Origin of the sequence: Vibrio genomosp. F6, from assembly GCF_005146325.1 — a bacterium.
GTDB lineage: Bacteria > Pseudomonadota > Gammaproteobacteria > Enterobacterales > Vibrionaceae > Vibrio > Vibrio cortegadensis.
On record NZ_SYUT01000020.1, the window covers coordinates 125,453 to 149,685 of the forward strand.

24 protein-coding genes are annotated in these 24,233 nt (G+C 41.5%); 9 read left to right on the forward strand and 15 right to left on the reverse strand.

Going from position 1 to position 24,233, the window contains the following annotated elements; genetic code table 11:
- Nucleotides 1–9: 9 nt before the first annotated feature.
- From FCV43_RS07480 to FCV43_RS07495, 4 genes are all read right to left on the reverse strand, one after another.
- A complete protein-coding gene (locus FCV43_RS07480) occupies nt 10–699 on the reverse strand; it encodes a CpsD/CapB family tyrosine-protein kinase (RefSeq protein ID WP_136994651.1) in 690 nt (229 codons plus the stop codon).
- A complete protein-coding gene (locus FCV43_RS07485; protein ID WP_017051589.1) occupies nt 699–2,807 on the reverse strand; it encodes an SLBB domain-containing protein in 2,109 nt (702 codons plus the stop codon). The genes FCV43_RS07480 and FCV43_RS07485 overlap by 1 nt, the downstream gene beginning before the upstream one ends.
- Nucleotides 2,794–3,654 (reverse strand): OmpA family protein, encoded by an 861-nt coding sequence (locus FCV43_RS07490; RefSeq protein WP_170961620.1) that lies wholly within the window; start codon nt 3,652–3,654, stop codon nt 2,794–2,796. Before FCV43_RS07490 ends, FCV43_RS07485 begins: the two co-directional genes overlap by 14 nt.
- Nucleotides 3,655–3,729: 75 nt before the next feature.
- The gene (locus FCV43_RS07495; RefSeq protein WP_136994653.1) at nt 3,730–4,056 is read right to left on the reverse strand and encodes an STAS domain-containing protein; all 327 of its coding nucleotides are present in this window, start codon (nt 4,054–4,056) and stop codon (nt 3,730–3,732) included.
- A gap of 339 nt (nt 4,057–4,395) precedes the next feature.
- Here FCV43_RS07495 and FCV43_RS07500 point away from each other — a divergent pair, with 339 nt between their 5' ends.
- Nucleotides 4,396–5,271: a DNA ligase gene (locus FCV43_RS07500; protein ID WP_113795733.1), complete on the forward strand. Its 876-nt coding sequence runs from the start codon at nt 4,396–4,398 to the stop codon at nt 5,269–5,271.
- An 89-nt stretch (nt 5,272–5,360) separates the two neighbouring features.
- Here FCV43_RS07500 and FCV43_RS07505 read toward each other — a convergent pair whose 3' ends face one another.
- A complete protein-coding gene (locus FCV43_RS07505; protein ID WP_136994655.1) occupies nt 5,361–6,731 on the reverse strand; it encodes an MATE family efflux transporter in 1,371 nt (456 codons plus the stop codon).
- A gap of 182 nt (nt 6,732–6,913) precedes the next feature.
- Here FCV43_RS07505 and FCV43_RS07510 point away from each other — a divergent pair, with 182 nt between their 5' ends.
- Nucleotides 6,914–7,528, forward strand: coding sequence for a riboflavin synthase (locus tag FCV43_RS07510; RefSeq protein ID WP_017051584.1), 615 nt, complete (start codon nt 6,914–6,916; stop codon nt 7,526–7,528).
- Nucleotides 7,529–7,655: 127 nt separating this feature from the next.
- On the opposite strand, the gene FCV43_RS07515 is transcribed toward FCV43_RS07510, so the two are convergent.
- The gene (locus FCV43_RS07515) at nt 7,656–7,859 is read right to left on the reverse strand and encodes a CPXCG motif-containing cysteine-rich protein (protein WP_017051583.1); all 204 of its coding nucleotides are present in this window, start codon (nt 7,857–7,859) and stop codon (nt 7,656–7,658) included.
- A 242-nt stretch (nt 7,860–8,101) separates the two neighbouring features.
- Nucleotides 8,102–8,971, reverse strand: a complete 870-nt coding sequence (locus tag FCV43_RS07520) for a fructosamine kinase family protein (protein ID WP_136994657.1) — start codon at nt 8,969–8,971, stop codon at nt 8,102–8,104.
- Between the two features lie 231 nt (nt 8,972–9,202).
- Here FCV43_RS07520 and FCV43_RS07525 point away from each other — a divergent pair, with 231 nt between their 5' ends.
- The 3 genes from FCV43_RS07525 (at nt 9,203) to FCV43_RS07535 (ending at nt 11,698) form a co-directional block, all read left to right on the forward strand.
- Nucleotides 9,203–10,168 carry a response regulator gene (locus tag FCV43_RS07525; RefSeq protein WP_029203247.1) on the forward strand — a complete coding sequence of 322 codons (966 nt, stop codon included), beginning with the start codon at nt 9,203–9,205 and terminating at the stop codon, nt 10,166–10,168.
- A complete protein-coding gene (locus FCV43_RS07530; RefSeq protein ID WP_017051580.1) occupies nt 10,168–11,121 on the forward strand; it encodes a sensor domain-containing diguanylate cyclase in 954 nt (317 codons plus the stop codon). Before FCV43_RS07525 ends, FCV43_RS07530 begins: the two co-directional genes overlap by 1 nt.
- A 232-nt stretch (nt 11,122–11,353) precedes the next feature.
- On the forward strand, nt 11,354–11,698 hold the full coding sequence (locus FCV43_RS07535) for a DUF3802 family protein (protein WP_113795559.1): 345 nt from the start codon (nt 11,354–11,356) through the stop codon (nt 11,696–11,698).
- Between the two features lie 26 nt (nt 11,699–11,724).
- Here FCV43_RS07535 and FCV43_RS07540 read toward each other — a convergent pair whose 3' ends face one another.
- Nucleotides 11,725–12,216 (reverse strand): C40 family peptidase, encoded by a 492-nt coding sequence (locus FCV43_RS07540; RefSeq protein WP_136994659.1) that lies wholly within the window; start codon nt 12,214–12,216, stop codon nt 11,725–11,727.
- A 110-nt stretch (nt 12,217–12,326) separates the two neighbouring features.
- Here FCV43_RS07540 and FCV43_RS07545 point away from each other — a divergent pair, with 110 nt between their 5' ends.
- Entirely contained in the window at nt 12,327–14,384 is a 2,058-nt protein-coding gene (locus tag FCV43_RS07545) for a methyl-accepting chemotaxis protein (protein WP_136994661.1), read from the forward strand.
- A gap of 30 nt (nt 14,385–14,414) precedes the next feature.
- Here FCV43_RS07545 and FCV43_RS07550 read toward each other — a convergent pair whose 3' ends face one another.
- Nucleotides 14,415–15,218 carry a sterol desaturase family protein gene (locus FCV43_RS07550; RefSeq protein ID WP_017051576.1) on the reverse strand — a complete coding sequence of 268 codons (804 nt, stop codon included), beginning with the start codon at nt 15,216–15,218 and terminating at the stop codon, nt 14,415–14,417.
- 76 nt (nt 15,219–15,294) lie between these two features.
- On the opposite strand from FCV43_RS07550, the gene FCV43_RS07555 reads away from it, so the two are divergent.
- A complete protein-coding gene (locus FCV43_RS07555; protein ID WP_136994662.1) occupies nt 15,295–16,041 on the forward strand; it encodes a tRNA-uridine aminocarboxypropyltransferase in 747 nt (248 codons plus the stop codon).
- Nucleotides 16,042–16,186: 145 nt separating this feature from the next.
- Nucleotides 16,187–17,095 carry an N-acetylglucosamine kinase gene (nagK, locus tag FCV43_RS07560; RefSeq protein WP_017051574.1) on the forward strand — a complete coding sequence of 303 codons (909 nt, stop codon included), beginning with the start codon at nt 16,187–16,189 and terminating at the stop codon, nt 17,093–17,095.
- Nucleotides 17,096–17,247: 152 nt separating this feature from the next.
- Here nagK and FCV43_RS07565 read toward each other — a convergent pair whose 3' ends face one another.
- The 6 genes from FCV43_RS07565 to FCV43_RS07590 all read right to left on the reverse strand — a co-directional run bounded on the left by FCV43_RS07565 (nt 17,248) and on the right by FCV43_RS07590 (nt 22,266).
- The gene (locus tag FCV43_RS07565; RefSeq protein ID WP_017051573.1) at nt 17,248–17,514 is read right to left on the reverse strand and encodes a DUF2960 family protein; all 267 of its coding nucleotides are present in this window, start codon (nt 17,512–17,514) and stop codon (nt 17,248–17,250) included.
- Between the two features lie 73 nt (nt 17,515–17,587).
- Complete coding sequence (locus tag FCV43_RS07570; RefSeq protein ID WP_136994664.1) at nt 17,588–19,417, reverse strand: bifunctional molybdopterin-guanine dinucleotide biosynthesis adaptor protein MobB/molybdopterin molybdotransferase MoeA; 1,830 nt, start codon at nt 19,415–19,417, stop codon at nt 17,588–17,590.
- The gene (gene mobA / locus FCV43_RS07575) at nt 19,417–20,001 is read right to left on the reverse strand and encodes a molybdenum cofactor guanylyltransferase MobA (RefSeq protein WP_136994665.1); all 585 of its coding nucleotides are present in this window, start codon (nt 19,999–20,001) and stop codon (nt 19,417–19,419) included. The genes FCV43_RS07570 and mobA overlap by 1 nt, the downstream gene beginning before the upstream one ends.
- Entirely contained in the window at nt 19,979–20,698 is a 720-nt protein-coding gene (locus tag FCV43_RS07580) for an energy-coupling factor ABC transporter ATP-binding protein (RefSeq protein WP_017051570.1), read from the reverse strand. Before FCV43_RS07580 ends, mobA begins: the two co-directional genes overlap by 23 nt.
- A gap of 9 nt (nt 20,699–20,707) precedes the next feature.
- Nucleotides 20,708–21,406, reverse strand: a complete 699-nt coding sequence (locus FCV43_RS07585) for an ABC transporter permease (RefSeq protein ID WP_017051569.1) — start codon at nt 21,404–21,406, stop codon at nt 20,708–20,710.
- 47 nt (nt 21,407–21,453) lie between these two features.
- A complete protein-coding gene (locus FCV43_RS07590; protein WP_136994667.1) occupies nt 21,454–22,266 on the reverse strand; it encodes a substrate-binding domain-containing protein in 813 nt (270 codons plus the stop codon).
- Between the two features lie 346 nt (nt 22,267–22,612).
- Here FCV43_RS07590 and FCV43_RS07595 point away from each other — a divergent pair, with 346 nt between their 5' ends.
- Nucleotides 22,613–24,064, forward strand: coding sequence for a sigma-54-dependent transcriptional regulator (locus FCV43_RS07595; protein ID WP_136994669.1), 1,452 nt, complete (start codon nt 22,613–22,615; stop codon nt 24,062–24,064).
- Nucleotides 24,065–24,233: the final 169 nt, after the last annotated feature.

The window sequence follows — 24,233 nt, forward strand, 5'->3', positions numbered from 1 at the left end:
GCAGCCTCATTAAAGTGGTAAATTTAAAAAATCATTGTTATAGATTACCGATTCTAATTTCGCTCTTAATGACTTGGGAATCAGCTTAAATTTATTGAGTTGTCTTACTATCTCTTGAGCCAGCGATGGATGTTGCTGCATGTTCATAACACACCCGAATAAGTTAATTGAACTCGCGGAGAGCAGTGATTTCGCTTTTGTTAGGTGATGCGCTGATGTCACACCTGTAAGCATAACCAGTAGAGTACAATCACATGCACTCGCAACACTTTGAGCCGGGATATTCCCCTTATTTACCTGTAGTAGTGGGGAAGTATCAATAACAATACGCTCATATTCGTTGAGCCACTGTGCCACTTTTCTCTGTAATGTAATTGGATCTTTGTACGCAAGTTGAGTCGACGTCTCTTTTGGCGCGGGTAAGCCTACAAATAATTGATGAGTCTCACTATATTCTAGCCAATGTTCTCCATCCTGTGTGGAACTTAACTCAAGATCCAAGAAAGCGGGGTTAAATAAATTGAGATCGACAAGTAAGGTTTTGTGTCCGGCAAGTAGGTAGCGCTCTGTTAATGCCGCTGCTACTGATGTTACGCCGTCACCTGAATGACAGGCTGTTATGCAAATAGAGCGGCATTTTTCGAGTTCAGCTGATAAATAGAGCTGTTCAATCTCAGCATGAGTAGCAGATATAGCCATTAGAGTGCTCCTATTAATACGATTGTGGTGGCAATTTGTAATACATCACGTAAACCTGAACGAGCTTGTTCGATGTAACTTTCGCTACGATCCGGAATGTAAATTGTGTCGCCAGCTCGTAATACAGGTAGTTGATAAATATTGCCTGTTTTGCTGAATTTAATGAGGTCGAATGTTCTTGATTGTCCTTCACAGCACGACATATTCACCACGCTGATTTTCTCTAAGTATGCCGAATCACTTGGGCCACCAGCTTCAGCTAAAATATCCAGAATTGTCATGTTGTCATCGAATACATAACGACCGGGATCATTAACCGCCCCTAAGATCCGCACTGTTGATTCTTTAGAACGATCTAACCAGTTACGGTCTTTTTCTGGAATATAGATGGTGTCCCCAGTTTTAACTTGTGGAAGTAGAGATTCATCACCCGTTTCAAAATAAAGAGATAAGTTCAATTTACTAACTTGAGAGTAAGTTTTATCTCTATGAGTCACGCGAATATTATGAATGTCGGCATCTTTAGTTGGTCCATCAGCAGCAGATAAGATATCTAAAAAGTGCATTTGATTGGTAAAACGGTACCGGCCTGGAGCGTTAACTTGGCCAAAGACATAAATAGACGAATCTGAGCTTTGGCGAACCCATTGAGATTTATTGTCTGATGGATCTTGAGGAAGATCGTGTACACGTACAATCGCACCCGCTCTGATGACAGGAAGATCACTTCGTTGAGCGCCGTTTATTATGTAGCTATCTAAATCAAAGACTTGCATCTGTCTTCCGCCGGATACCACTTCAATTTTTGTGGTGTCAGCTCGAAGAGTCGGGCCACCTACATGAGCCAGTAAATCCATCAAGTCCATTTCATCAGACCATTCAATACGGCCGGGGCGTACAACCTCACCAATGACATTAACCGCTCTATTCGGTGCAATCTTTAACCACGATTTTTCATTCATATCTGTTTTTTCAGGAACGAAAATGGCATCACCTGATTGAATCGCTGGTGGCTTGATTCCGTTTAAGCCTTCAGTGTATGCCGCTAAATCAAACTTAATGACTTTACCGTTAGCCTTTAAAATTCGAATTTGGCGAGACTCTGCAAATCGAGTAGGTCCACCTGCGTTAGCGAGAATATCCATAAATGTTGCGCCTTTTTTCCCTTCAAAAGCACCTGGTTGAGCAACTTCACCCATGACGTATACGGTATTCGCCCCTGATTTAATCTCTTCTTCTTGCATTGGAACGAAAATAGTCGAACCGGGAAGAAGTGTAGGGAGTAAACTTGAGTCGCCAGAATCGAGATAACGCTTTAGATTAAATAGAGTTGGTGCGTTGTTGCTGATCACTCGAATCTGTTCGACGCCTGCGTAACGAGTAACACCACCAGAACGCATCAGAATATCCACAAGATCGGCATCTTTTGTGTATGAAAATGACCCCGGCGCATTAACTTCACCAAAAACTTTTATTGCTAACCTCGCATCTGAACTGTCACCTGAATTTGCAAGTTTTGAAGCGTCGAACTCTTGCTCAATGTTACCCACAAGTGGAGAGGCTGGAACAAATAAAGTATCAAGGGATTTTAGAGCAGGTAACAGATCTTCATTACCCGTATCTAAGAAGTTCTTATAATCAAAATCTTGTTTTTGAGCACCACGTTTTAGCTGCATTTTATTAAGTTGGGCACCTGAACGAAGGCCGTCCGCAGCGTAAATTGCCATTTGGATGCTGGCACCTTCAGGTAAAGTATATTCACCCGGCTTCTTTACATAACCTTGAATTGAAATAAGCATCTGACGCTTTTTAATGAACACTTTTGCGTTTGTTAGGTCACGGAAAACACTCTTTAGTGCGGACTTCACCGTTTGCTCTAGTTGGGCCTCGTCATAGCCAGCGACAAAAATAGGACCAATCTCAGGCAGCGTTATTCTTCCACGCTTATTTACTTGAAATCCTTTGTTTAGCGTCTCTTCACCTGGTAGGTTAACTTGAATCAGGTCACCTACCTGAACGACGTCTTCTGCAGCATGACTATGAGAAGAGAGTGAAGCACCTGTAAATATAAATACAAGCGTTGTGAGTAGTAGGCTAGTCCATTTCATAACGAACTCCTTGGTAAGCGGCTAGCTCACTTTGCGTTGATGGGCTGTTTTTGTCATTTGATAAAATTTCTATGCTGACTCGTCGATTAGTTAACATCACCCCAGGCGTATCACCTTCAAATAGAGGTAAGCTAGATCCTAATGAGTTAGTTGTAATTCTTTGTGGGTTTAGACCAAAAATGGTTAAGTAACGTTTGACCTGCTTAGCTCGACCAAGTGCCAGAGTTTGATTATGTTCTTCACTCCCAGAGGCGTCGGCATGGCCAGTTACTTGTAATGTGAGCGCGTTATGTTGTTTAAGAATGTTTGCGGCTTCAGCAAGCTTACCCATGTATTTCGGGTTAATCTCAATAGAGTCGAAAGCAAATTGATTGTCGACATTGAGCAAATCGAATAAATGCGAAACAACAGATAATTGAATTTGAAATTGCGCTTCATTTTTAGGTGGGGCACAGCGAGTTTGTGATGTGACATAGTCTAATTGTTGCTCTAATTGTCTCAGTCGCTTTCTTTGAATGACAAGATCATTAGCTGCATCCAGCAATAAACCACCTTGAAGCTCTCGTGCTATACGGTTTTGTTTCTCAATGGCTTGAACAACAGCAGCAGGGAAACACCATTTTGCTCCTTCTTGAATTAGAGCATCCAAATGCAGTTTGGCCAGTTTCCAATCAAACCTTAACCCATGCTCTGGTCCTAAAGGTTCATCGGGCATTACTGGCGAGAAGTCCGCGTTAGTGTAACTCTCTGCAAGCCCACCAGTTCCGCTTTCCGGGTAGCTGGTACAGCCTGTTAAGTAAAATGAAAATACAGCTGTTGCTATGTAAGTCATATATAAGTTTTTCATGCCAACGTCCCTTGTCATTATTCAATTATAGTGAGCAATTAATTATTGTTTTTATTGGAATAATTGCTGGTTCGATTAAGCGTTATTGCTACGAGAGTTCACTGGGATGGCATGTCCTATACGTAAAAGATTCATGATCTCTAGTGGCTGCCCCTGAACATTTTCAATGCGCATGTTTCGTTCACGTTCGACAAGACGTTTATAGAGATAAACAATCGCACCAACACCTGACGAATCGAGAAAATTAACTTGGCTGAAATCAATTTCAATTTCTGGATGGCTGTCGTGTGCGATGACATCATCGATATGTGGTTGAGCATATCGACTTCCTGAAGCATCCATATCGCCGCAGATTGAAAGAGTCAGTATTGTGTCGTTAGCTTCAATTTTACGTAGTTCCATGATGATATCTCCTGTTTGGGTATGCATAGATAAGAGCAGAATCTGTGCCAAGAAATATATTCAACTAAATCATATAGATAAAAAATTCTTGTGTACTTTTCTCAATTTAAGAATCGAGTTTTTCTCAATTTGACAGACGAATGATTGAACAATTTAAGTGCATAAATGGCGAAAATTGACATGGTGAAATCAACAGTTATTTGTGCATGAGTCCAAATTTCATGTAACTGACAAATGGAATATCAGCATGAACTGTTGCCTTACTCGCATGCCACAAGGGGTAGTTTGCTTGTAACGTCATATTGGTTTTTTATAAATCACATATATAAAAAACGTTGGATGAGTACATTGAAAAAAAGAACTGCGGTTTTATTAAGGCTTAACTTGGTCACTATTGCGCTAGCAACAGCATTTCCCTCTAAATCTGAATCAATAGATGAGCGGATACCTCAAGTCGTAAAAGCGAGTCATTACCAGCAGGACATTGATGTGTCTGAATATTGGAAAAGTGAAAAGTTGGATGGGATACGAGCCTTATGGACAGGAAAAATGCTGGTGACACAAAATGGAAATCCTATTTATGCCCCTGATTGGTTTATTAAAAAGTTGCCTCCAATACGTTTCGAAGGTGAACTGTGGGCAGGAAGAGGCAATTTCCATCTAGTACAGCAGACTGTGTTAGACGATATTCCGAATGATGCAGCATGGAAGAAAATCGATTTGATGCTATTTGATATGCCAGATTCAGCCGGTGACTATCAAAAACGCTATTATAATATCTTGGCTTGGGTAAGCCAGTTAGACGTACAACACGTTAAATATATTGAACACACACCGATAAAAACAGAGAAAGAGCTCTTTAGCCAATTGAATAGCGTAAGTGAGAAACTAGGCGAAGGCTTGATGTTGAGGAAGGTGACCAGTCGATATCAAGCAGGACGAAGTAATGATTTGCTCAAACTAAAAAAGCATCAAGATGCTGAAGCCTTGGTGATTGGCTATAAATCAGGGACGGGTAAGTATAAAGGTAAAATGGGCTCTATTTTAGTTAGAACGGGTGAAGGAGTAGAGTTTTATATCGGGAGTGGTTTTACTGATGAGATGAGGCTATTGCCACCAACGTTAGGCTCAACGGTTACGTATCGTTACAACGGATACACCCAAAATGGCGTACCAAAATTTGCAAGGTATTTACGTGAGCGTCCAAATCGATAGGTAACATTTTGCTAAGAGCTAAGAGCTAAGAGCTAAGAGCCAAGAGCTAAGCGGAAGCCAACCATACGATCGACTTCCAATTTAGTTCTTTATTGGGAAGCAAATTTCAGCTGAACTGAATCTTCCTGGCTGTGCATCCAATGTAATCTGATCCCAAGCATAACAGCAGCAGAAGATAGGCCAAGAATAAAACCAATCCAAAAACCATGAGCACCCATAGGCTCAACAATCCAATCGGTTAACCCCAAAATACAACCAATTGGTAATCCAATTAACCAATAGGCAATAAAGGTACGATTGAAGATGGCTTGCATGTCTTTATAACCACGCAAAGCACCTGCTGCAATAACTTGAACGGCGTCTGTACATTGGTACACCGCAGCAAATAGCAATAGTTCCATCGCCAGTTCAATAACATCGCGATTATCGGTGTATAGCAGTGAAACTTGTTCACGAAACAACGTGGTTAAAATGGCAGTACCAAAGGCCGTTACTAAGCCAACGATTATCCCAACATGTGACGCAATTCTTGCCCCTTCAATGCTCTCTTCGCCTAGCTTGTGTCCCACACGAATACTAACAGCCGCACCAATACTCATCGGGAGCATAAAAACAAGTGATGAGAAGTTAATGGCAACTTGGTGCGCTGCCACAATTGTCGGGCCTAAAGGCGCAACTAATAGAGCGACAACCGCAAATAGTGTTACTTCAAAAAATATAGAAGCCGCCACAGGGAAACCAAGCTTGAAGAGTCGAATTTGAGCTTTTAATTCAGGTTTATGAAATTGACTAAACAAGCCTACATGTTGGAGTCTCTTAGCGCTGATTACATAGAGAAGCATCAAAGCAAACATCACCCAGTAGACAATTGCGGTCGCCACGCCACAACCGATACCTCCTAATGCAGGTGCGCCTAACTTACCGTAAACGAACATCCAATTGAGTGGGATATTTAATAGTAAACCGATAAAACCAATCACCATGGCTGGTTTTGTTAAAGCCATACCGTCGGTGAAACTTCTCAATGTTTGGAAAAACAAAAAGGCAGGAACGGCGTACATTACAGCATCCATATAACCGATAGTTTTATCGGCCATAGCGGTTTCAATGTCCATCAATCCTAAAATCCACTGCGTTTGAAATAGCACGGCAAGAATGGGTAAGGAGATGATGACGGCAAGCGTAAACCCTTGCTGAATCTCAAATGGAATTCTCTCTTGCTTACCTGAGCCATTCAACTGAGCAACGACAGGAACAAGTGCCATCAACAAACCAACACCAAATAGGATAGACGGTAGCCAAATACTTGCCGCAATAGCAACGGCAGCCATATCAATAGCACTGACGCCACCCGCCATTATAGTGTCAACGAACCCCATTCCTGTCTGAGCAACAGAAGCAACAAGAACAGGCGTTGATAATTTAACTAAATTAACCGCTTCTTTTTTATAACGATGCACGAAATTCTCCAAAACAAGCATGGCTTTGTTACGTTCTAGCCCTGTGTTCAGTATAGGTAAATGTTCGACATATTATTGGGTTCAGGATAATCCTTAAATGCTAATAATATGTACAGATATATTGTGGTGAATCATAAAGAAATGTCACAATAAGCACCATTAAAAATTGTCGGAATCAGCAAATGTTTACAGGTATTGTTCAAGGTATGGCAACGATTGTTGCAATAGATAAGAAAGAGAACTTCCAAACCCACACTATTGAGCTATCTGGTGAAATGAGAGAAGAACTTTCAATCGGCGCTTCAGTTGCTCATAACGGGTGCTGTTTGACCGTTACCAAGCTTGATGGAGGACGAGTGTCGTTTGATTTAATGCAAGCAACGTTAAAGTTGACCAACCTTGGCGAACTTAGCGTGGGTAGTGCGGTGAACATTGAGCGAGCGGCAAAGTTTGGGGATGAAATTGGTGGCCATAGTATGTCAGGGCATATTCATTGCCTCGCTGAGATAACTGAAATAATCGATACACCAAATAATCGAACCATTTGGTTTAGCTTGCCGAATGAGCAGAGCAAATATGTTCTTACTAAAGGTTATATTGGTATTGACGGCTGCTCGTTAACCATTGGGGACGTAGAAAAAAATACATTTTGTGTACATTTAATTCCTGAAACCTTGAATCGTACTCTTTTTGGCCAACGCTTAGTGGGGGAAAAGGTGAATATTGAAATTGATCCACAAACACAAGCCATCGTCGATACGGTAGAGCGAGTACTTGCTGCCAGAATTGATCAATAGGACAGGGCTGTATCTAGAAGCTAATCACTTAGTCGCTTCATTTAGTAACTAAAGTGCCAAAAAATACAGACAAAGCAACGGGTAACCAGTCGCTTTGTCTGTTTATTTACTGAATCGTATATAGCACTTAGAAAACTTGCTCATCATCGGAATCGACCAGTAAATCGACTCGATCATACTGCTCATCCACCGTCATATTTAAATGGATCGCATGACAACAAGCAGGGCAATCATCGTAAAAATTTTGACTTCCTTGTGAAGCATCAAGAGTGATCCCAATTGAGTGTCCACAGTGTGGGCATTGAACTCTTCGTTCTGTGTAGTTACGCATAAATTTCCCTTACACCTTATATACTGAGGTTCTCTTTACTCCTTATACTTTAGATGGTTTGGTTACTTATTGGCGCTAAATAAGTACAAAATTAGCTCTGTCTCATATATTAGAAACTGTTACATTTAAGGGTTTGACGTAAATTCTAAATTACCTGAGTTTAAAGTAAATATTATGTTTCATATAAATACTAAAGCTCTGATTATCAATTTAAACCGCTTCGCCTTTTGCGAACGTGACAATTACGGTTGAGATTGTATTTTTGTAATAAGTAGCTGAGCTTGTTCAACATAATGGCCACCAAACTGATTACAGTGGTTCAGTATATGATAGAGATTATAGATGTCTTTCCTCTCAGCGTAATGAATGTCTAAAGGGGTAACACTTTCGTAGCCCTGGTAAAACTCTGGTTGAAAACCTTCAAACAATTCAGTCATCGCAATATCACACTCTAAATCCCCCCAGTAAGAGGCCGGATCATAGCAGATAGGGCCTGACACTGAATTAGAGACGTTGCCATACCATAGATCACCATGAATCAATGATGGGCGAGGGTGATGATTGGCTAAACGTTGGTGAATACTTTCTACAAAAGCATCAATATCGCAAAACTCGATACCTTTCTCTTTTAGAAGTTGCAACTGCCAGCCGATTCGTTGCTCTGAAAAAAAACGACTCCATTTTTTACACCACTTATTCGGTTGGTGTGTAGCGCCTATGAAATTATCTCGATCAAACCCAAACTCTTTTTGTTCACCCCATTGGTGCAATTTGGCGAGTTTAACGCCAAAGGCATAACTGTTTTTAGCATCGTCTAACGTTTTGGTTGGCAAATAGTTTAAGACAATGAATGAATTTGTTTTTGATTTACCAATCAACACGAGTTCAGGCACGAATATGGTGGAAGTTTCCCGCAGTAAGCGTAGATTTTCTGCTTCTGCTTCGAATTTAGAAAAAAAATCACGACTATTGACCTTAACGAAATATCGCTGCTCACCATCGCTGATCATGTAGCATTCGCTAATGTCCCCTCCGGAGATTTTGGTTTTTTCGACTAAATTGAAGTCAAACAATAAAGTATCTGATAATTGCTGAGAAATGGCTTGCCACATAATCACCCTCACTAGGTCATTGCTTTATTTACTTTCTATCTTAGGCCATTAATTTAACAATGATTGCTAAGTTCTGCATACTTTTTACAACAAGTGGCTGTAATTGCTCAGAGAACTGAATAAGTGTGATATCGGTCGCCTACATGAAGTCATCCATAGAATTTAACAGTATGAAATACATGTTGGTATGAGTATTATGTATGTTACGAGTATAAAAATTAAAAATGACTTATGAAAATTCTTATTTGTGATGATTCCTCGGTCGCTCGGAGGTCAATCGCCAAATGCATAACACAGACAGACAACGTACAAATAGTATTTGCCAAAGATGGCCTTGAAGCACTGCAAGTTTTAAAAGAGCAAAATATAGACATTTTGTTCTTGGATTTGACCATGCCGGTAATGGATGGGTTCGATGTACTTGCTTCACTTCCCGTTAGCAACTATCAAACTAAAACGGTCGTAATTTCTGGTGATGTACAACAAGAAGCTAAGACAAGGTGTCGAAATCTTGGGGCGTATGACTTCGTATCCAAACCATTTACCGCTGAAATAGCCAAGCCACTTTTTGATGAACTAGGCATTGTTTTCTACACAGCAAACAAGCCTAAACCCGTTCAAGAAGCAGAAACGATCGATCCTTTAACTAAGTTTAAAGAGTTAACCAACATAGCACTTGGTCAAGGGGCTGCGGTTCTTGGCGATCATCTGAGTGAATTCATTCAGTTACCCATTCCTAACGTCGGTCCATTAACCTATGGCGAATTAAAAATGACCATGGAAGACGTGATCAGTCGTGATAACTCAATCGCAGTGTCTCAACGTTTTGTTGGTGGTGGATTACACGGCGAAGCTTTGGTCTGCTTAAGAGGATCGCATGTTAATGAGATCGGAATTCGTCTTGGTTATACGCCTGAACACTCAACCTACAACGAAATTGTACTAAATATTGCAAACTTATTAGTTTCTTCCTATTTAGTCGCCCTGGGGGAGCAATTAGCAAAACGAGTCGCTCTCAGACAGCCTACCGTTTTGGGTCATATTCAGAAAACGCAATCCAGCATTTCAGATTCTGAAGAGATCTTTACTATCGAATATACCTACTCAGCGGAAACACTCGATTTCCAATGTGAAGTGCTTTTCTTGCTTGATAATAAGTCGGTTGCTGAAATTTATAAACTAATGGAGATGATGTAATGTCTGATTTAACTGTCGATATGACGGATTTTCATTGGGTTATGCAGCTAATGGATACACTTGATTCTGGCCTTGTAGTGATTGACCGCCAATATAACGTGTGTGTCTGGAATAATTTCATGCAGTCATACAGTGGTATTCAGTCACAAAACATTATGGGTAAGAATCTTTTTTCTGCCTGTCCAGACTTACCTGAATGTTGGATGCACACCAAAGTTGAAGCCGCGATAGCACTAGCGACAAAGTCATTCTCAAGTTGGGAAGATCGCCCGTATTTGTTCAAATTTTCAAACTTCTCACCAGTGTCGAGAGGCGTTGAATACATGTATCAAGATGTCGTCATCACACCTCTGCGTTCATTGTCTGGAGAAGTGACTCATATTGCATTGATGATCAATGATGTTTCTGATATTGCAAAGAATAAGATCGAACTTCGAGATGCGAACCATGACTTAGCCAAAATCAGCCGTACTGATGGCTTAACAGGCTTATTTAATCGTTCTTTTTGGGAAGAGTGTCTTAAAGAGCAATTTGATCATGCTCAAGTGGTTAACTCACCTTGTTCGCTGGTGATTTTCGATATCGATCACTTCAAAAGAGTGAATGACACTTACGGGCATACCGTGGGTGATGATGTTATTCGAGAAACCGCCTCTATTTTACTGAAACAAGCACGTAAAACCGATATGTGTGGGCGATATGGTGGTGAAGAGTTCACTGCGGTCTTACCCGATACCACGGCAGATCAAGCCCTTTACTTTGCAGAAAGGCTGAGGAAACGAATTGAAGCAGAGGTGGTGAAATCTTGTGGGGTGGAAGTCAAGTTCACAGTAAGTTTGGGTGTGTGCCAATTTAATCCAAAATTAGGTGACCATTTGGAGTGGATCCAACAAGCTGACGAAAACTTGTACCACTCGAAACAGAACGGAAGAAACCGAACAACAGCCAGTTAGTGGATGGTTGGTGCGTGTTTATTAGCCTGTTTTTGGTGATAAAAACGACACTCAACCAAAAACGCAGCATAACACTTACCGATTAGTGTGAAAATGTGACGACATGTCTTAGTATTAGATTTGATATTGTATTAGTTTAGATACGTTTTCACACTATGTTATAAAGTAGATATGTTGCTTGAACAGGTTGCCGTTTAGCAAATTGTTGTAAGCACCAATACGGAGAAGAAAAGTGGTTGTTGAAACCGATGGATATTTAGCGCTGATTGAGCACCTTTCCTTTAACTTGTCAGTCTTTGCTAATGAGCAAGGAGATACGGGAGAGGAGAGTATTGAAGATATAGTTACTGATATGATTTCATCCAATATCATGGCTATTTTCGAACAAAACCCGGAACTGCATTCAAGTGTACGTTTCCAACTGCTTAAAGAAGCTGATGCGGTAGTTGAAGATCTTGGAGAAGTACTTGCTGGTGCTTGGACTAAGAAAGCAACGAATCAACAGATCGAATTCTTAGATGAATACATTGCATTAGTTAAAAACCTATTTGATACAGCAGTAGCGAAATACGACTGATCAAAATAGACGAGAGTTATTTCGATTTAACTCTCGTTAACTCGTCTTATTTGCCAAAACGCAGAAGCCCAGTACGGGTTATCCAATCTTGAAATAATCACCCCTTTTGATGTTGATGCATGCATGAATCTATTGTTATCTAAATAAATGCCAACATGTCGTGTTTTATACGACGTCTTAAAGAATACTAAATCACCCGTTTTAACCTGTTGGTACTCAATACTTCTACCACGTTCACTCTGTAACGCTGTTGTTCTTGGAAGGGCCAAACCAAGCGCACTACGATAAACCTCTTGAACAAAAGCTGAACAATCAACACCATTCAAGCTGTTTCCACCAAGCCGATAGGGCGTCCCTGACCATTTATTAAATTGAACCATTAGAAGATGATTATCGGGCAGTTGTTCTTCAAATGGCACCACTCTATTTTGACTTCCAATAATATGGCTCGGCGCATTCGAACAACCTGTTATGACTAAACTGATGATTATTGGAAATAAAAGCTGATTTTTATACATAGCAGACCGTCACATAAATGATTTAAAAATGAAATATTGGCGTCATATCCACTTACTAGCATTGCTCTCAATAAATGCAAATGATTGCATCAGTGCTTTAACGGAGAGATATGAAATATTTAATTGGTGTATTTAAATCGCTTTTTCCACGGAACCCATCCATTACTCAAACGATCAGCTTTATTTTTATTGCGCTCATCTCACTAGTTCTTGCACTCATTATCGCCAGTAATAAAGGGCTTGAGAAAATTACGGTTCAATTTAACAATCTTTCGACTCAAGCTCTACCGCTTGCATTTAATAATGCAGAGCTAACACAAAATATTCTAGAACAAGTAAAACTCATAAATTATGGGACTCAAGTTGAATCAGAAGCCCAACTAAAACCTGTGCAAGAAAGAATTCAGCAGCTAAAAAGCCTCAGTAATCAAAAGCTGTCATCGTTGGTAGCCATCGCAAAAAGTGCGGACTCAACAATATCAATCGATCAACTTGAAGAGCTAAAACACAGCTTGCAGCAACTACATCAAATCACCGAGTCCGTGATGCAAGGTCAAAGAAATATTGTTGCGCAGCAGGCTCTCATATCCTCGAACGCCACCGCTTTTCGTTACGGTTTGAATTCCATTGGGCCAGAAATGAACCGCATTAGTATGTTCCTCGTAAGCGAAAACCCTGAAGCTTCGGATTCAGCGAACCGTTTTATTTCAAGTGCAACGTCTATGGAAAGTTCGTTTCTTCTAATGATGATGGAAACAACAACAGAAAGCGCATTAAAGTTGTATAAGGAGATGCGAAATCGACAAGCTGGAATTAAGCTTGCTTTTGATGATTTCTCACATTGGCACCCTGATATTGTCGAATATGCCAGCTTGGTTGCACCACTTCAGATGGTGAATGAGGGGTTCGAACCTAACGGTGTCCTAAAGCAGATCCTCAGCAAACTTGAATTCATAGAGAAACAAAATAACGAGCTACAAAAGGCTTCGGTTATCGCCAAAAGTACCATTGGGTTACTTAATCAAACATCAACGATGGCAAGAGATAATATAGCCCAAAGCGAAAAAGTCGTTCACAACACCATGCAGACCGTCTCAAAAGAGTTGATTATATTCGGTGCATTTATCGTTACCATTGTTGCAATGTCATGGATCATTTTGAGGGCATGGATCGATAAAGGATTGAATAACCTCAAAAATGGCTTAAATGAAATCACCACTCATAATTTGACCCAACAGCTCGAACAAGTTGGGCCGTACGAGATGCGAGAACTTGCGGTAAAACTGAATCAAGTTATAGATTCAACCAATCAGTCTATTTCGATGGTGACGCGTAACTGCGAAATGCTATACCAAACAGCTGAAATCAGTCACGATGCCGCAGAGCGTTCCAATCGAAGCCTAAATAAACAAAATGAAGCGTTAACTTGTATCGTAACTACTGTGAGTGAACTTGAGGCTTCAATTCAAGAGATTGCAACCGTAACGAATGATTCATACTCGGATTCTCAGACTGCTTCGGGTCAAGCAACGACTGGTGTTAAGGTTGTTGATAAAAACAGGCAACGTTTAAAGTCATTGGAACAATCTTTAGATTCTAGTGATCGCGCGATGCAAGAATTGGATATGAAAGTCACAAAAATTCAAGCAATGGTCGACTTGATTAGTGGTATTGCCGAAAGCACCAATCTACTTGCACTGAACGCAGCAATTGAAGCGGCAAGAGCAGGAGAGCAAGGACGTGGTTTTGCCGTGGTTGCGGATGAAGTCAGGGCATTGGCTAGTGGAACCTCGAAACAGACGTCAAACATTCGAGTGATGATGAATGATCTTGTGAATGCGGCCCAAGTGTCGCGCAGTGCAATATCAGACTCTAGAGTAGAGATGGTAGAGGCGTTGATATCCAGCGATGAAGTTAAAACCACTTTTGGGGATATTCAACAATCAGTGAACCACATCAGCCAAAGAGTCGAACAGATCACCGTAGCCACAGAAGAGCAAGAACGAGCAACCGCCGATGTCAGTCGTTCTATCAATCAAATTAGTGAGCAAGGGGAACAGACTAAGGTTAGGCTAGAGTCTATGGTTGAGAGTTCTGAGCAAGTGGCTGATATTGCCGCCCAACAGCAAACAATGTTACATAAGTATCAGTGTGCAGTTCAAGCATAAACAAACTCACACTGATATATGGATATTGCCTTAATTATTTCTAAACGGCTGAGTAAGCATATTATCCAACCTTTGTTCATCTGGCGTATTAAAGATAGGTAACCCAATAATCACCTTATCATGGCCAAGTTGCGGCTGAGAAATATAAGTACCAAAGCTTCTGTCCCATATCGAAAGGAAGAAGCCAAAATTAGAATGGGTCTCTTTGACGACCACAGAGTGATGGACTCGATGCATATCAGGAGTAACGATTAGGCGTCGCAAAAATGCATCAACCTTGAGTGGGAGTTTAGCGTTACTGTGATTGAACATCGCACTTCCATTCAAAATAATCTCAAATGCGACAACAGCCAGCGGTGAAATTCCAAGGGCCATTACACATATCATTTTGATCCACATAGATAGCACGATCTCGATAGGGTGAAAACGAGCCCCTGTTGTGACATCTATATCCTGATCAGCATGATGAACTCGGTGTAACCGCCATAAGAATCCAACACGGTGAAATATCATGTGTTGAAAATAAATGATCATATCCAGCAAGATGATACTAAATATGATTTCTAGCCATAGGGGTATCGCGATGGCATTCTGTTCGAGAAGATTGAAAAAGCCCCAACCGTGGTCATGAGCGACAATGGCAACCTGAAAAGCTAATACCGGCATGAATAAACTGAGCGTGACACTGTTTAGAACAATTAAGCCCGCATTATTTAACCAACGAAAGCCTTTACTTTGCGTTAATTGTTTACGTGGAGATCGCCATTCCCAAATTGCACATAAACAAAAAATGACGATAAAAAAGCTAAAACGAACTATTGATGGGTCTTGCATGACATCACTTCCTCTATGAATCTGTCACTACTGTAAGTACAATCGAGCCAATTTTCTATAGTAGTAGCTTATATCAATGCGAATCCACGCTTTTCACCGCTTATTTGAACATCGAATGTCCCTTTCAACCAAACCTTTCAACGCTCGTGGCTCAAAAGTTGTACGTTGTAAGTTCTGTCAAATCATGGTTGATCACTGCATGTGTGAACATCAACCCGATCTTGACACCAACCTTGCAGTGATGTTGATTGTTTCAGACAACGAAGTGATGAAACCAAGTAATACAGGCCGCTTAATACTGGACGTCGTTAAAGAAGGGTTTGTCTATCAGTGGAATCGTACTGAACCTGATGATGAGATGCTCTCACTGCTTAATAGTGATGAATACCAGCCCGTGATTGTTTTCCCAAGTGATTATGCTGATGACAAAACACGTGTATTAGAAAGTTTAGACACGCCATTGAAAGGTGAGAAGAAGTGGTTACTGATTTTCATTGATGGCAGTTGGCGTGAAGCGAGAAAAATATTCCGCAGATCTGATTACTTGGCTCATTTACCCGTGCTTTCCATTAACCCAGAATCTGTCTCTCAGTACATGATGCGAAAATCGGAGAATGAACAGCACTTGTCTACCGCTGAGGTTGCAAGTTTAGTCTTAAAGCAGGCACAAGAACCGCTGGCCGCACAAACACTTGAGCTATGGTTTGAAGCATTCAGAGAAAGTTACATGTTAAGTAAGACTCGTTATCGCCCTGACTTAACAAAACCATCCCTAAGAAAATTTATTGAGTTTAAAAAACCGAGAGATGCCTCTAATCTTTAACCACTATGTGCAGACATGTTGTTCAACTGATTCTAGTGAAGAGATAAATTCGCACTAGGTCACGGTTTGTAGGGTGGAGGATATGGATAATGCCAATAGTTGATTATTTACGCTCTGGATTTGGAGCGGTTTTAGGAGAGATTTCATGTATTACGGCTTCGATGTTGGCGGCACTAAAATTGAATTTGGTGCTTTTAACGAGAAACTTGAACGAGTAGCGACAGAACGAGTGCCTACACCGGGCGACGATTACCAAAAGTTGATCGACACCATTGCAGGGCTTGTGGCTAAGTATGACGCGGAGCTTGGCGTTGAAGGTAAGATAGGCCTCGGTTTACCGGGCATGGAAGATGCGGATACTAACGCGGTATTAACCGTTAATGTTCCTGCAGCGAAAGGCAAACAGTTACGTGGAGATCTAGAAGCGAAAATTGGCCGTAGTGTAAAAATTGAAAATGATGCTAACTGTTTTGCTCTTTCAGAAGCATGGGATGAAGATTTAAAAGATGAACCGTCAGTGATGGGGCTGATTCTTGGCACCGGTTTTGGTGGCGGCTTAATTTATGATGGCAAGGTTTTTTCTGGCCGTAACCACGTTGCTGGTGAAGTAGGGCATATGCGTCTTCCTATCGATGCATGGTTCCATCTAGGTGATAATGCACCTCTACTTGGCTGTGGTTGTGAAAAGAAAGGCTGTATGGATAGCTACCTATCTGGTCGTGGGTTTGAGCTTATCTATGAGCACTACTACGGTGAGAAGAAGAAAGCGATCGATATCATTACCGCTCATGCGGAAGGTGAAGCGAACGCAGTAGAGCACGTAGAGCGTTTTATGGAACTTCTGGCTATCTGTTTTGGTAACCTATTCACGGCTTGTGACCCACATGTTGTCGCGCTTGGCGGTGGTTTATCTAACTTCGATCTTATCTATGAAGAGATGCCAAAGCGTATTCCAAAGCATCTGTTATCTGTTGCAAAATGTCCGAAGATCATCAAAGCAAAACACGGTGATTCAGGCGGTGTTCGTGGCGCTGCTTTCCTTAACATTAAGTAATCAAATTCGTTAGATACCGAAGTAAGACGGGACTGGCTAGGTTAGGTTAGGCAATACAAAACTGCACAATAAAAAAGGGCTGATGGCATTTCTCTTCCTAGTAAAGAGTAAAGCAATCGGCCCTTTGTGTTTTTGCAAAATAACCTGTTAAATTATTCTTCTTTCTCGCCAACACCACGGTTTACTTTTGGCTTCATGGTGATTTTACCAAAACCAAGTTTTCTGAAGTGATTATCACGATAGTTTCGTACTGATTTAGTATCAGAGATAGCTTCGATTTGCTGTTCCATTTTTAGAAACTCAGTTAAATCGATGCCTTCTTCTTCTGCTACCGCTTCATGGATATTGCGGTGATGTTCGTATGAAAATGTCAGTGTTTTTTCTTCATCTTTATAAGTGTAGATAATGGTACGAGCCATTGAATATTCTCTCTAAATATTTAAACAAAAATGCTAAACAGCATCTTTAAACAAGTTCTTTGAATGATATTGGCTAGATTCTGCCTTGTAGTGGGATGATTGTCACGCTTTCTCCCTCTTTTACTGTATCAATCGCTGGGCTAATCTCAATCAAACAGTTCGCCTCACTCATTGAACGAAGGATCCCAGAGCCTTGCTTGCCTGTGGTTTTTACTTCTAATTCACCATGTTCATTCATCGTATAAACACCACGGCTGAACTCAGTTCTTCCTTGACGAGAACGAAGTTGTTCACTCGCAATCGCTGCAACTTTCAATGGCGTCCAATTGGACTCACCCTGCATTTTACGAATCGCAGGCTCAACAAAATTAATGAACGATACCATTACCGCCACAGGGTTCCCCGGCAAACCAAAGAAAGGCTTCTCATCAATTTGTCCGAAGGCAAGTGGGCGTCCCGGACGCATGTTAATACGCCAAAAATCAATTTGCCCTAACTTTTCAAGAGCGAGCTTAATGTAATCCGCATCACCAACAGATACACCACCAGACGTAATCACTACATCCGCTTGTTGCGCTGCATTTTTCAGTACTTCCATCATGCGATTTTCATCATCTTCAATGATGCCTAAATCAAGCACTTCACAACCTAATTTTTGCAGCATACCCATGATAGTAAAGCGGTTAGAGTCGTAAATAGAGTTCGCGCGTTGTTCTGTCCCTGGGGCTTGAACTTCATCACCAGTAGAGAAAACTGCCACTTTAACTTTGCGCAGTACAGGGCATTCACCAAAGCCAAGTGATGCCATCATCCCCATTTCCGGAGATTCAACGCGTGTACCTTTAGCAAATACAGTTTGACCAATAGAAATGTCTTCACCTGCTTGACGAACATTTTGTCCTTGCTTAATCAGCGCATCAGGAAAACTTACAGTGTCACTTTCTTCAATCGCTTGCTCACGCATGACCACAGTATCTGCGCCCATAGGGACGGGGGCTCCGGTCATGATTTTAACAGATTCACCTAGTTGGAGTTCTTTGTCATAAGCGTAACCCGCAAGAACTTCAGCTACAATTTTGTAAGAATTGCGTTCCAGATCATCCCCTCGAATCGCGTAACCGTCCATTGCCGAGTTTGTGTATTGCGGAACATTTATCGGAGAGACAATATCTTCATTTAATACACAACCATAAGACGCCATTAACGGAGACGATGTTGTGAGGGTTTGCTGAGAAATAAGAGAGAGGATTTTCTCTTGTCCTTGACTAACCGAAAGTGCGGCTGGGGCCAAAGTGTCACAGCATGACATCTCTCTCTTTTTGGATGTTGATTTGCAATCAAGTGCTGATTTGCAGTCTAGAGAAGTCGATTGGCCATTGAACTTAGCAGCATATTGGATGACGAAATCGGCAATAGCATCAAGGTCATTAATCGACATTTGTGGCAGTTCAGTTTCAACACGGCTATCCGCTGCAATCGCGATGATATTAGTGTCATTAGTGTATAGCCACGGTTTACCCACTTCTTCCCGATGTAATTCAATCTTAGGGAATGCGATATTCTTACAGCCTTCAACTAAAATCAAATCAAGTTTATCAGTATCAAATCGGGTCAACAAGTATTCGAAATCGGCCTCAGCTTCAGGAGTCTCAGTCATTAAAGCATGGCGGTTGCGTGAGGCAATTAACATCTGTGATGCCCCTGCTTTTCTCAAGCGGTGGCTATCTTTTCCAGGCTTGTCGACATCAAAGTTGTGGTGAGCATGTTTAAGTACGCCAATTTTTAGCCCTGCATCGGTCAGTTTCGGCAACAGCATCTCTAAAAGGGTCGTTTTCCCAGTACCGCTGTAGGCAGCAAAACCAAGCAATGGGAGTGTAGGTACTTTTATATTTGAAGTCGTCATTATCGAATAGTTCCAAATTGCTTAAGTTCTTCAGGAGTATTTAAATTAACAAAGCAGGTAGGCGAATCACTAAAATCGACATAACTGGTTTGACACTCTTTATACAACAAGATGATTTTACGGTCTCCGCGCTGTAAAAAAGCTTCAAGCTTAGGCAATACGCGCTTATGAAAAAGGGTAAATACTGGTTGTTTATAGTCACCATCGTGTGCGACTAAAATGTCCGAATCCACTTGAACATCAGCACAAAAACGAGCGACTAGGTCACTGTTAATTTGTGGGCTATCACAAGGAACGAAACCAACCCAATCAGTGCTCGCATGCAAAAGACCAGCATGAATCCCACCTAGAGGACCGGGATAATCAGGAAAAGAGTCAGAGACAACCGGAGCAAGGGTGCTGTACTGTTCTACATTACGGTTCGCATTAATAATAATGCTATCGGTTTGAGTGGAGAGTTTATCGAAAACGTATTGGATGAGTGGCTTACCATTGAGCTCCACTAATCCTTTATCTTTACCGCCCATGCGACTTGCTTGCCCGCCGGCTAAAATGACCCAACTAGTTTCCGTTGGTTGCAACATATGAATTCTCTTGTGCTTGTTCTTTAGAAATAACGTGTAACAACGGTGATTCAACCATGGTTGTCTCTTTAATCCACCACTGTTTTTTGCATAAATCAGTTAGCGCATTTGTTTGATGACTGGTAATGACCAGACTTGATCCTCTCTGTAACAGATCTTTTGCCATGACAACTAATCTTTCAATGGACTCTTGGTCTAAGGAGGCACTTGGTTCATCCATCAGAAGTATTGATGGTTTTATGATCCAAGCTCTTGCCATTGCGACACGTTGTTTTTCGCCCCCAGATAAGACTGAAACGTGCTCGTCTGCGAGGGTCTCTAATCCTACCATTCTTAAGGCATTAATAACCTGTGCTCGTTTGTCTTTTGTCGCTTCTTTTTGAAAACGAATGGCATAAACAACGTTTTGATACACTGAACCATCAAATAGATAGGGTGATTGATGCAGATAAATGACATCTTTCCGGCCGGTTTTTCTAAACATCGTCGAAAACAGAGAGCGGTTAGGGCAATCGACTTTCCCCGTTGTTGGTTTAACTAAACCTGACAAAATTTTAAGTAAGGTCGTTTTTCCTACGCCATTGTCGCCTTTCAAGTAGATAGCGTCATTTGGGCCAATCGATAGCTCAGGAATGTGGAATAAAACACGATCTTTAAAACGCATCGAAAGCTGTGTAGCGGTTATTTTTATCGTCATTCCGCGCACCTAAGTCCGTAAATAACCTTTTCCTCTCATACTAGAAAGGAAAAAATTGAGAATAAGAGCCAGTGTCAGTAAAACAATACCGAGAGCGACACCTTGAGCAAATGCACCTTTATGGCTTTCCATTGCAATAGCTGTTGGAATATTTCGAGTCATCCCCATGATATTACCACCCACCATCATTGAACAACCAACTTCGGTCACGATACGAGAGAACGCTGCAATTGTCGCAGCAAAGAGTGGAAAACGGGTTTCCCATATTAAAGTCGCCGCCACTCTCGGGACAGAAACACCCAAGGTAATGGCTGTTTCTACTGCACGGCGATCACTCGATTGTAATGCGCCATGCATCATGGAGACTAGAATAGGAAAACAGATGAGCATTTGGCCCAAGATCATCGCTTTTTGGGTGAAAAGCATTTGCCAATCACCTAATGGTCCCGCCCGTGAGAGGAGCATATACAGCAACAAACCAATCACAACCGTAGGAACGGCTTGAAGTGTATTAATGACAGACAGCAGCAGCCATTTCCCAGTAAAGTCAGTGTAAGCAAGAATGAAAGACAACATAATTGCTGGCAACAGAACCAGAGAAATAGCGGAAAGTGAGACACTGGAAGAGACCGCAACGATCTCCCATAAATTGGTATCTAAACTCACCAGCAGATGTAATGCTTCTAACGTAGTTTGCCAAAGGCTCATATTGGTTTCCGTTAAGACCTATTTTCTTGAGAACAAATCGTTTAGAACTATTTTGCTTGTGCGTTTGCTACGAACAGTTGTTTACCGTTTAATTTAAAATCACTAATTAGCTGCTGAGCTCGTGGGTTAACTAACCAATCACTGAATGCCTTCGCGCCTTGGTAATTGATGCTAGGGTAACGTTCAGGGTTGACTAAAATCACTTGATACGGGTTAAACAGTTTCTTATCGCCTTGGAAAAGAACAGAAAGCTGAATTTTGTTTTTATAAGCCAACCACGTACCACGGTCAGTCATGGTGTAACCTTGCATTTCTGACGCCATATTCAATGTTGGGCCCATACCTTGTCCAACAGAGCGGTAACCTCCGAAGTTCGGTTCCATTTTCGTTTGCGCCCAAATGCCCATCTCTTTTTTATGAGTGCCTGAATCGTCGCCACGAGACACAAAAGTCACGTCATTTGAGGCGATCTTTTTGAACACTTCGGTCACATCTTTTTCAGATGCTATTTTCGCTGGATCTGATTGTGGGCCAACGATAACAAAGTCGTTATACATTAATTTACGTGGCAGAACACCGTAACCTTTCTCAACAAAGTTCGCTTCCGCTTTTGGTGCGTGGGTCATCACCAAATCAACATCACCATTTTGGCCCATGCGAAGGGATTTACCAGTACCTGCCGCTAACACATCTACTTTTAAACCAGAATCTTTCTCGAATTCAGGCAATAAATAATCCAACAGACCAGAGTGATAAGTGCTGGTTGTTGTCGCCAAACGTACGTGAGTTGCATCATCGGCACTCATTGCGGAGTAACTGACGAGAGAAAGAGCGGCAAAAGTAACTGTAATCGCTTTCATTATGTAATCCATTATGTAGTTATTAAATTTAACGCAGAGTGATTATCTGCATATGCTCATGTATGACGATAACCGAAATTAAATTTCGAATCTGATAAGCCACGAGCTTATTGCAAACCTAATGCCAAGTTATTTGATTGCGTAAAGTATACCAAGATGCTGTTTTTAAACTCGATTTATAGAGATAATTTAAGAAAACAGACAAAATGTCTCACATTAGTTAGGTTGAATATAAGAAGTATTGGTACACTCTGTCCCATAAGATTCAATAATCTCGAAATCAACCGTCAATATACTTATTCGGTTCTCTCCCCAATGATTAACAGATTCATATTTAAGGCTTTCTATGTCCAAACTGACCGATTACAAAAATACATCTCAGTACCAAGCATTCTCTGTTTTAGTTGTCGATGATGAAGTGGGGATGCAAACCATCTTAAAAAAAGCCTTAGGAAAATGGTTTGCCAAAGTGGATACCGCGGGATGCATTGATGACGCAGAATCTCTGAGAATGAGTAGTCATTACGATCTTATTATTTTGGATATCAACCTTCCTGGTCGTTCAGGCATTGAGTGGGAAGAGGCGTTTAATGATTCAGAAAAACGCGCTGATGTGATTTTTATGACGGGTTACGCCGATTTAGAAACCGCAATTTCAGCCTTAAAACTGGGCGCATCGGATTTTATTCTCAAGCCATTTAATTTAGAACAGATGCTACAAGCGGTGCAGCGATGCATGGATAAGCGTTTGAGCGAAAGAATGCAATACGCGCTACAGCATGACTTTAACCGCTACGTGACAACAGAGATTATTGGTGGCTCAGATAAAACGAAACAGCTCCGCCAATTAATCACTCAATTCGCACCGTCAAGAGCCTCCGTTCTGATTGAGGGAGAATCGGGAACGGGAAAAGAGCTAGTCGCCCGTGGTGTGCATGAAGCGAGCCAACGCACTGGGCCTTTTGTCCCCATCAACTGCGGTGCGATTGCACCAGAGTTGCTTGAAAGTGAATTGTTCGGGCACACATCCGGAGCATTTACGGGAGCTAAAAAAAATAGAGAAGGGCTATTTAGAGTCGCAAGTGGCGGAACACTATTTTTAGACGAAATTGGTGAAATGCCACTTTCAATGCAATCTGCACTGTTACGTGTATTAGAGCAGCGAACCATTCGTCCTGTTGGCTCAGAAAAAGAGGTGAGTATTGATGTTCGAGTTGTTGCGGCCACGAATCGCAACTTGCTTGAAGAGGTTAATAAAGGCAATTTTCGTCGAGATCTCTATTACCGACTGAACGTGCTCAAAATCGAAGTTTCACCCTTGCGCGAACGTCGTATCGACCTGATGGACTTAGTACCGTATTTCACGCGCATGTTAGCGGCTGAATTGGCGATGCCAGAGCCTAAATGGGCGCACGAAGATATACTCGCAATGGATGAGTACGAATGGCCAGGGAATATACGTGAATTAAAGAACCTGATGGAACGCTGCATATTGTTAGGGAAACCGCCTGCTCACTACTGGCGTGAGCTTAACGGCACATCTACGCCAACTCACGTTTCAGTGACGGTGTCACACAGTATGGAAGTACCATCCATTCCAGAAGGAAAACCCGACAATATTATCGGTTACCCAAATTCATGGACGCTAAAAGATGTCGAAAAGTCTCATATACAACAGCTTGTCGACTATCACGATGGCAATAAATCAGCTGCGGCAAGAGAGCTAGGCGTCGCGAGAAAAACACTAGAACGTAAATTTAAAGAGTGGGACACCGATGGCTCTGAATATGTTGGCTGAGACAGGTTTTATCTCTAAATGGCGCTTTCGCTTTAAGACGATGGTGCGATATAGGTTACTATTTTTAACTTCAGCGCCTATATTTCTGACTCTATTTGCACTGGTTGGAATTACCATCTATTGGTCGATCCATTACACGTGGCAGCAAGCGTTGGTAAATATCTCCGAG